The 9,536-nt window shown below is 59.2% G+C and carries 6 protein-coding genes, 1 pseudogene and 1 riboswitch; of the genes and pseudogenes, 3 read left to right on the top strand and 4 right to left on the bottom strand.

The window, feature by feature from the left end:
* Positions 1-12 precede the first annotated feature (12 nt).
* Positions 13-1,128 (bottom strand): sugar ABC transporter substrate-binding protein, encoded by a 1,116-nt coding sequence (locus IQ26_RS38165; RefSeq protein WP_145723487.1) that lies wholly within the window; start codon positions 1,126-1,128, stop codon positions 13-15.
* Between the two features lie 268 nt (positions 1,129-1,396).
* On the opposite strand from IQ26_RS38165, the gene IQ26_RS38170 reads away from it, so the two are divergent.
* Both IQ26_RS38170 and IQ26_RS38180 read left to right on the top strand, forming a co-directional pair.
* A complete protein-coding gene (locus IQ26_RS38170) occupies positions 1,397-2,050 on the top strand; it encodes a TetR/AcrR family transcriptional regulator (RefSeq protein ID WP_145723488.1) in 654 nt (217 codons plus the stop codon).
* A 491-nt stretch (positions 2,051-2,541) separates the two neighbouring features.
* The gene (locus IQ26_RS38180; RefSeq protein ID WP_145723489.1) at positions 2,542-3,237 is read left to right on the top strand and encodes a class I SAM-dependent methyltransferase; all 696 of its coding nucleotides are present in this window, start codon (positions 2,542-2,544) and stop codon (positions 3,235-3,237) included.
* A gap of 467 nt (positions 3,238-3,704) precedes the next feature.
* On the opposite strand, the gene IQ26_RS38185 is transcribed toward IQ26_RS38180, so the two are convergent.
* From IQ26_RS38185 to IQ26_RS40175, 3 genes are all read right to left on the bottom strand, one after another.
* On the bottom strand, positions 3,705-7,202 hold the full coding sequence (locus IQ26_RS38185) for an AAA family ATPase (RefSeq protein WP_240547470.1): 3,498 nt from the start codon (positions 7,200-7,202) through the stop codon (positions 3,705-3,707).
* On the bottom strand, positions 7,199-8,473 hold the full coding sequence (locus tag IQ26_RS38190) for a metallophosphoesterase family protein (protein WP_145723490.1): 1,275 nt from the start codon (positions 8,471-8,473) through the stop codon (positions 7,199-7,201). Before IQ26_RS38190 ends, IQ26_RS38185 begins: the two co-directional genes overlap by 4 nt.
* 131 nt (positions 8,474-8,604) lie before the next feature.
* Entirely contained in the window at positions 8,605-8,802 is a 198-nt protein-coding gene (locus IQ26_RS40175) for a hypothetical protein (protein ID WP_208760312.1), read from the bottom strand.
* Positions 8,803-8,954: 152 nt separating this feature from the next.
* A riboswitch (cobalamin riboswitch) is annotated at positions 8,955-9,152 on the bottom strand.
* Positions 9,153-9,297: 145 nt separating this feature from the next.
* On the opposite strand from IQ26_RS40175, the pseudogene IQ26_RS38200 reads away from it, so the two are divergent.
* A pseudogene (locus IQ26_RS38200) lies at positions 9,298-9,536 on the top strand (hypothetical protein); the annotation flags it as partial.

Raw genomic sequence — 9,536 nt, forward strand, 5'->3', positions numbered from 1 at the left:
CCCTGCCTATGGTCAGGACTTGTACTGGACCTGGCCTTTCGACGGACCCCAGAAGTCCTTCCAGTCGTAGGTCGGAACGGAATCCAGGTACTTCGCCTTGAATTCCGCCGCGTCCTTCGCCGTGACAAGGACCGTCGGGCCGTAGAATTCACGATGCTCTTTCGGCTCCTCGGAGGGTTTGAAGGTGCCGATGGCGGCATGGTAGGCGAGTGCAGCGCTGATCCCGCCGCCCCAATGCGGATTGGTGAAGACGGTGGCAAGAAGCTGACCATCCATGACCATCTGCACGGCTTCCGGATTGCCGTCATAGGCGACGATCGGCATGTCCTCGATACCCTCGGCACGCAGCGCCTCGATGACGCCATAGGCAATGTTGTCATTGGCGCAGTGCACGCCCTTGATCTTGTCGCCGTAGCGCGTGAGGAACGAGGCCATCAGGGCCGCGCCCTTCTGGGTGTCCCAATCGGCCGGCTGCGCATCGAGCAGCTCGATCTTCGGGAAGTCCTTCAGCGCGTTCTTGAGGCCGGCGAGGCGCTCGACGGCCGGGTTGTTGGCCGCAATGCCACCGAGATGGACCACGCCACCCTCACCGCCCATGGCTTCGAAGAGGATGCGGGCGGTCTCTTCCGCCGGCTTCTCGTCCGACCAGGTCATGTGCGAGACATAGTTGTCGCCGAAGTCCCAGGGGTGCAGGTCGTCGGTCTTGTTCCAGATCGTCGAAATGTAGGCGCCGGCAGCCTGAACGGCCTCGACGACCGGACGGGCGTTCGGGCTGTCATTGGCGTCGCAGGCGATGGCGCAATTGCCGTTATTCTTGGCAAGGAAGGCCTTGATGTCAGCGAGCGACTTTTCCGTCGAGCCCTCATTGATAAGGCTGACGAGTGCGCTCTTCGGCTTGCCGAGCGATTCCACGAAGGCCTCGCCGCCCGAAACAATTGAGTTCCAGTAGGCGGACGCGCGGTCACGATAGCTCCAGGCAATTGCCGGGTCCGTCAGCGCGGCGCGTGCGATGCCGCCAGAGAATAGTCCCGGCACGGCAGCCGCGCCCATGCCGGCCGCAGCTGCGAACAGAAAATTGCGACGGCTGACCGTCTCGCGCTCGATGAAATCCTTGATAAACGTCGACATTGGTTCCTCCCAATTCTCGATTGAAACGCTTTCCGCGTCACCACTGGCTCTGCTGCCGACGAGGAGAGCCTTGCCTTCAGGCGGGACACTCCAGCGTCACTCACGCCAGTTAACGCACTAACCAGTTACTTCTTTTAGTTTGCCCAAGTCAAGCGGTTTCAGTATGATCAAGACAAGCAATCGCGTCGAACGGCTGTGACGGACAGCGACGCGCGTGTATGAGTTGCAGGAAAGAAATCCCGACCGCGGCAGAGGGCAGGCTCAAAACATGACGGGCGAACAAAACGAAAAACCGGGACGAAAACCGCGCGTCCGCGACGCGGAAGCCACCAAAGCACGCATCCTCGAGGCGGCAAAAAAAGAATTTGCAAAGAAAGGCTTAGGTGGGGCGCGCGTCGATGATATCGCCGAGAAGGCGAAGGCCAACAAGCGCATGATCTACCACTATTTCGAGAGCAAGGAGGGCCTGTTCCAGACCATTCTCGAAGAGGCCTATCTCGATATTCGCAACGCCGAGCAGAAGCTGCATCTGGAAGATCTTGACCCGAGAGCAGCGCTCGAAAAACTGGTGCGCTTCACCTGGGAATACTACCTAAAGAACCCGGAATTTCTGACGCTCGTCAACAGCGAAAACCTGCATCGGGCCAAGCACCTGAAAAAATCGGAGATCGTCAAGGCCTCGAGCAGGAAGCTCGTGAACATGGTCTCGAGCATCCTTGAGCGCGGGGTGAAGGCGGGCGTCCTCCGCGACGGCATCGATCCCGTGCAGCTCAACATCACCATCGCAGCCGTCGGCTACTACTACCTGACAAACCGCTTCACCGGTTCGATCATCTACGAGCGGGACCTGATGGCCAAGGACGCCCTAGAGCAGCGCATCCAGTTCAATATCGATACGATCATGCGAATCGTTGCCGCTTGACCGGCCGTCGCACACTCCATGAAACGGTCCGGAATCAAGGAAGTCGCGGCGGCGGCAGGCGTCGGTCGCAACGGCATCCTACGTGTTTCGGGAACCGGCCGACCCTCCGAAGCGACGCGCAAGCAGGTGCTGGGCGGCGGCGACGTTAAGGATGCGTTAAATCGCCGGTGGCAAAATCATTGGGCGGCTGTGTTTCGTGTACCGCCAGGCAACACCCCGCCGCCGAGAGGCCGGCGGGGTTTCGCATGTTTAGGGGCTGGATAGTGGCGCCCGCACGCCCTCGCGACATTTTCCTTCAGTTTTCGACTATGAATTTCGCGAACAGAGAATCCGGTCTCAAGCGCGCCAAGTCGGAAGGGAAAACCCTCGGCCGCCCCTCGACGCTCAGCGACAAACAGAAGCAGTATGTGCGCGACACCACCAGCCCGCAGACGATCATGCGCATCAGAAATGCGCGCCCATAACTATTTGCTTCACAGAGATTCCAAAACATGTTCGAGAATGATTACGATACGTTTGCGGCGGCCTATCAGGCTAATAATGAGAACAATGCCTGGAATGCCTACTACGAGCGACCCGCAATTCTTTCACTGGCTGGCGATGTTGCAGGGCTTCGGGTGCTCGATGCCGGATGCGGCGGCGGGGCGCATGCAGCAGAACTTCTTGATGGCGGAGCGATTCTGACCGGTGTTGATGCCAGCGCGGGCTTGCTGGAAATCGCACAACGTCGCCTTGAGGGACGCGCGCAATTTTTGGTGGCTGACCTGAACGAACCACTGCCCTTTGAAGATAGCACTTTCGATCTGATCCTTGCTTCGCTCGTCATGCACTATTTGCCCGACTGGTCGGTGCCGCTTACGGAATTCAACCGTCTTCTCCCACAGGGCGGTCGTCTGGTTTTTTCTACGCACCATCCCTTCATGGATCACCTGTTGGCTGGTCACGAGAATTATTTTGAGACCTATAGTTTTAGTGAGACGTGGCAGCTCGGTGGCAAGGCAATGACGATGCGTTTCTGGCATCGGCCGCTGCACGTCATGCTCGACGCCTTGAAGTCAGCTGGATTTCAGATCGATGTCCTAAGCGAGCCGCAACCCGATCCACGCGCCAGCTCTCTCTTCCCGGAGGCATACCACAGCCTGAAAACCAAGCCGAGATTCGTCTTCTTCTCGGCCATGAAGTTGTGAGGCCAAGTTTTTTGCCAGCGCGGACGAGACAAGGTTCACGCTCCGTTCGGTCTAAAGCGTGTCACCGGGGACAGTTTTTGTTGCGACCCTTATGAGGTCGAGCAGGACCGGCGCACTGGAAAATCTTCTGCAGGCAATCTCCAGGCGATCTAAGTCGCTCAAAGGCCGCACCCATTCTGGAGCCGGCCTTTGCAAATCACCCTCCGCGCCGGTAGGCGGCTGAGTATTCAGGCCGGCGCCAACCCTAGACGTCATGTTCCAGGGCTGAGATCGGTGGCCCGCCCTTTCGTGCGATTAGAGACGAGGAAGGACCCATTCAGTTCCATCACGCGGGCAACCTTCAGCCTTCGGTCTCGGATGCAGCGAGCCCAAACTGCCGTCGTGAATTGGTAGAACCGCAAAGTTTCCAACCCCTCTCGCACCATCGCGGTCGTGCTGCCGATAGAGCCGGTTTCTGCGCCTGCCCATCACGCAGCTCGGCGTTCCGGGACGAGCGGCGCGGCCAACTCGTGTATGCGCGCGTTGGGACAAACCCGCCTGGCGATATCGCAAAGATGCTGGTGATGCGTCAGGTAGATTACCTGACCCACTTTCGCCATATCGGCGAATAGCCGGAAGGCTTCCTCGGCACGGAAGTCGTCGAACGTCTCCATGATGTCGTCGGCGATGAAGGGAACAGGAGTTCGAGACTGGGCGAACTCGTGGTAGCCGGCAACTCTGAGCGCGAGATAGAGTTGGAAGCGCGTTCCCTTTGACATTTCCTGCGCAAGCTTGGAACTCCCATCAGCCCCGATGCCGATAAGGACCTCGGTGTCCTTGTCGGGCTGGGTCGCCAGACCGCGATAGGCGCCGCGGCTGATCACCTGAAAAGCCTCCGAGGCGCGAAGCATCATCGAACTGCGATGCTTTTCGCGATAAAGGCGCAAGGCCTGCTCGGCCGCGACGATGCCGGCCCTGAGGCGGAAGTAGCTGAACGCCTTATCCTCGATTTCCAGAAGGACCGTGCGCCGTTGCTCTTCAAGAGCGGCCACGGCACTATCGCCGTCGACAGCATCCACCTCGTCGGACGCTTTGCTGTATGCCGTAAACAGGTCTCGTACGCGCCGATCCTGATCCTCAAACCGGGCCCTGAGTTCTACCTGTTCGGCTTCCAGCGCAAGCCGATCCGCGGCGTCAAGCATCTGTTCGACATTGGCCATGTCCTGAATTGACAGCGCGTCTCGGATTTCGCGTTCGATGATACTGGACCGCCGGCGCAAATCTCTCCTTTGCTCGATCATGCGCAGCTTTTTCTCTACGTCCTGCAGGGATGATACTCCGAACAGGTGCGTCATTTCAGATTTGCGTCGCTCGCAAATCGCGATTTCAGCCTCCAGGTCCCGGCTTTTGAGAATCTGGTTCTCGAGGGCAAGGTGCTTGGATTCCCTTTCTGCCTTTTTCGACCGGGCCTCTTCCACTCTGGCGGACATCAGCGCCCAGAGTTTCAGGGCACTCTCTGCTGGTCGCTCCAATCCGAGCTCTGCGACCATCGCTGCAAGCTCGCGCAAGAAGGCAGCCTGATCTTCTACCATCTTGGCGATGCGATCTGCCAAGCCGGCTTGCCGTTGAGCGGCCGGGCTGAGTTCGGCAAGTCTGTCCATGACCTCCTTGACGGTCGCGAGGCTGGGGATAGTTCCTCCTGCGCCGAGCCAGCAGCTCTTGCAAACCTCAGCCCATGACGCGTCCCATTGCGCCTCGTCGGCAGTTGCCGTTTCAAGGGCTGACTGGCGGAAAGCCTGCTCCCTTTCGCAGCGTTCAAGCTGCTCCCTCAGATTCTTGTGTTCGACTTCAAGATCAACGGCGGATTGGGCCGTAGCCAAAAGCGCTTCATAGGAGTCAGAGTGATCATGGGAAACGGCTGCCGCCGACAGTGCCACCGAGAGCCGGTTACGCGCCGCCGCGCCGTCCGCTTCCGCCTGGCGTAAGTCACCTTCGGCCTCCCGGAGCAAGTCGGCTGTCGCCAGGACCATTTCACGGCGTCCCAGCCATGCCTCAAGCCCACCTAGCTTGATCTCGCCAGAAACAGTCAGAGCCATTTTTCGAGCGGAATCCAAAATTTCGGCCCTGATAGCTTCGCGTTTCGACTTCGCCGCGTTCAGCAACTCCGCTGAGCGCTCTAATTCCGCTTCCGCGACGGCGAGCCTCTGATAAGTTTGATTCAGCTTCGCCAGGTCGCTCATGTGTCCCAGCCGTGCGCTGGTGATCAGGTCGTCTTTCCGCAGCTCGATCTCAAACGCCGCAGCGGTCGATTCATCGAGCGCGTCACGATGCGTAGCCCATGCCGCTTCACGCGCTGATCGCGACGTCGCTGCCTCATGATCGTCCACGACGCCGGTGGAATTCTTCAGTGCATCCAGTTCGGCTCGCAAACGCCGCAGCTCACTCGTGAGGCGCCCGCTGTCATCGCTGTAGCGATCGATCTCGGCTTCCTCTTTAGACAGAGCTGATTTCCAGGCCTCCAGCTCAGAAGGTGACGGCACTCTCATTTGCCGTACCTGGTCAAGGCTTTCACCCCACGGTCGGAGTTCCGACATCTGCTGCGCCAGTGTTTCTTTCAGATCCACACGGGAGCGTTCCGCGACACGGCGGCGGGCTGCATGATCATTCTCTCGAAGCGCCGAGAGCTCGCTAGCCAGCGCCGCAATGGCTTTGCTGTTGGTGGCGGCGGCGGCTTCGCTCGACAGCTTGCTCTGCAACTCGATCAGACGGCGGTTCGCCTCTTCGGCTTCGCGCTTCGCGTTTTGAAGTGTCGCGTCGATACCAGAGCGGCGTTCAACGAGATCTCTGATGCTCCCAGAAATGCGGCTTCCGAGCATCAGGCTGCTCGGCTCGTCTTCTTCAGGGCGCTCGAGAAGCCGCAGTATATTCGCAATTTCCCGGTCGACCTCCGTCAATTGCAGACGACGGTCCGGCAAATCCCTTTCGGCTGTGACATAACGCGCGTGCAACTCGCCGATAGCGTCCATCCTTTGCCCCACGGTGACCGCGATCTCGTCGACGGCGATAACATTGAGCCCTTTCTCAAGCTCGGCCATGGACGCTTTCGCCGTCTCCCGCTTCACGGCAAGCTCGATGTCTTCCTGATGAAGTGCCGGCAGTTCGTTTCCCCACGAGGGCGGCGCCTCGGGAACATCTTGCAACTCAGCGAGACTGTCCCGGATGTCCCGCAATTCCGCCAGTCGTGGCAGTGCTGTCAGCAGGTTCTTGATCTCGTCCAGCCGCAGTTGCGTCCGGGTTCTGTCAGCCATCGCTTCGTCATAGTGGGCCAGTGACCGCTCCTTGGTTTCCACCATCTGACGGTAATGGGTGGCGAGCGTGTCAATCTGCTCTTTTCGCTCTTTCAGATCGGAAAGCCGACTTTTCAAGTCGCCGATTTCACTGCTGCGGGCACGGAGTTTGAAAAGGCCGTCGGCCTGCGAACGCAATTCAACAAGTGTCTGACTTAGTGCGGCCAAACCTGTGCTTGCCGAAAACAGAAGCTGTCCGAGATCACCCTTGCTGGCCAGGATGCTCTCGCCGCCTTCCTCAAGCGTGTCATCGTCGAGTGAAAACATCGCGCAATAAACGTCCCGCTCAACTCCACCAAGCTCGCCGAGTATCAAATGCTCGCCTATCGGCTGATCACCCGGACCGAGCAGACTGTTTTGGGGCTTCTTGATCCGGACAAGCTCCCGGGCAACACCCCTGATGTCCAACGCGGCTCCGATGCGCATCGTTGAGTATGGGTGGAGGAAATCATAGCGGCTGCGGGACTCGATGCCGAAGAGGAGGTCGAGGAATGCAGATAGGGCCGTCGATTTGCCCGCCTCGTTTGGACCGTAGATGATGTGCAAATCTGGGCGGCCCGGCTCCACGGGCCCGAAGTCGATGTGCTTGTCGGTGAATTTGCCGTAGCGGGTAAGGTCAAGCCGGTTGATGCGCATCATGCTGCCTCATCGTGTTTCCGACGATGGAGCCGAGCGAGCACATCTTCGACCCCCTCCTGCGCGAGCAGGCGCAACGTGGCCCGAAACTCCTCCTGATCAGCACCGAAAGTCCCTCTGCTTTCAGGGGGCAGATGACCACGAAGCTCCTCCCCAATATCGATGAGCGCGGCGTGGTAAGCCTCCGAGCCGATGATCTCGCTTCCGACAAGCTCTCGAAGTTCGACGAGTGGATCCCCGTTGGACCGATCTGCGGGAACGAGGTCGGTGCACTGGATTTCCACTTTCTCGATCCAGGTCCGGCCAATGACAGATGCCCTGTGCTCGGCTTCGGTCTTGATGAGGTCGGCATCGTTGCGGACCTGCCATGCGAGCGGCGTTCGTCCGGTGAAGGAAAGCCGGACCACAAGATGTTCGGAATTTGCACCTTCCCGCGCAGCCCCCAGGGTACCCTCTACCTTGGTCACTATCTGACGCCAATCTGCGACGCCATCTAGGTCGATCACGACGCGCTCGAACTGTGCGATGCCGGTGACCCTTTCCTCAACATGGACTGTTCGGTCATCAGCGATCGTAACAAGACTGACCGATTTCGGACCGGATTCGTTGATGTCGCGCCCCTGGGGCATGCCAGGCATTACGATCGTGCACCGTCCGGTACTGATTGACCGCTTGTGAATGTGACCGAGCGCCCAATAGTCGAACTCTGTCGCCTCCAGATCCGAGACGTTGCAGGGTGCGTAGGGATCGTGCCCCCGCGTTCCTGCGAGGCTAGTGTGGAGAAGACCGATGTTAACAGCGCCTTCGACCCGTGGCCTGTACTTTCCAACCAGACTTTCGGAACACTGGGCCTGCGCAAAGCTCAGCCCGTGAATGACCACAGGGGTCGCTCGAACGCCCGATTCGAGCGCGATAGCCTCCGGGCGCCCACCATAGACTTTTACGGTTTCCGGGTACGTCAGTTCTCTGGTGATCTTCGACAACGCATCGTGGTTGCCCCGAATGATGAACACCCGGACTCCGGCCTGGTCCAGTCGGCGGATTTGCTCGGAAAGGAACCGCGCAGTTTTCATGGAGGTCTGATCGCCGTCGTAGAGATCACCAGCGAGAAGAAGCGCGTTGACCTGCTCGGACAGGCAGAGATCGACGATATTGACAAAGGCACGCCGCGTCGCGTTGCCTATCAGTTCGCCTAATTCCGGGTTGCGCAGCGCCAAGGACCGAAGAGGCGAATCCAGATGAACGTCCGCCGTATGAACAAATCGAAAAGCCAATGCCCTTACCTTTTGCCTTCGCGCGAGAAGGCTTTGATTCCCCGAAACAGATACTGGCCTTCGCCTAGGTTCCTGCCTAGCCCGCCAATCTCTCGCGATTTCAGGTTTCCACAGGCTAATGACAGAACCTGTCACCAGCCGCGGATCGGGCAGTTCTTATCGTTCAAACACCACCATCGGTTGGTCACGGTCGACGCCGGCGCCTTTTGAAAAGTCAGCGTCTCCCCGCAATTCTCGAGGGTCAGCGGATATGTCGTGGGCTCAGCCGCCGCGGCGGCCGTGAGGAGGGCGAAACTGGCGGCAACAAGTGCCAAGCGGGAAAAAGTCATGACGCGAAACATCTCCGATCGATTGCTGGCAGGGACCGAAGGAGCCGGGCAGGACGGCAATGATCGTCATCGCGTCACAACGGACGAGATGCGGCTGCACTTCACGTGTGGCTAGTGTCATCGACTACCTCCCCGGACACCCCGCCCGGCGCGTTCAGTTACGGGTGTCGGTAGGTCTCCTGACTGACGGGGCATCGTCCGTCTCGGCCTTCCCGGGGGCTAATCCCAGTGGCATGATCGAGATGGACTCACCGTCTACAATTGCGGGGGCAGTTTCGTTTCGCGGCCAATGAGCGCCGCGCCGAATTCCCTGTTATTTCCTTACGGAAACCGACACCCGTTCCTAGCCAATTGGTTTGCTCGCATCAAGCGGTGCCTTTTCCGAGCCGAACACCTTTATGCCTCTTGCAGCTTGTTACGTTATTACGTTACAAGCCCATGCTACTTAACCAAGGAGAGCAGCAAATGCAAACACTATGGAGGAACGCGGCGGCAATGCTCGCGCTGCTTGCGGGAGCCAACGAAGCATTGGCCGACGAGAAAGAGGCCTGGAGTCTGTTTGTCTCGGACCACGCCGCACCAACCATCACGGCCATCGATGCGGTCAGCGGCGGGAAAATCGGCACGTTCTCAGTGAAGGGCCCCGCCACTCTTCATCGCAGCGCGAGCGGCAGGGCCGTGTTCGCGGTCCAGGGGACCGCCGGCACGGTCACGGCAATTTCGAGCGGCATCGC

The sequence above is a fragment of the Mesorhizobium tianshanense genome, from assembly GCF_007830515.1.
Lineage (GTDB): Bacteria > Pseudomonadota > Alphaproteobacteria > Rhizobiales > Rhizobiaceae > Mesorhizobium > Mesorhizobium tianshanense.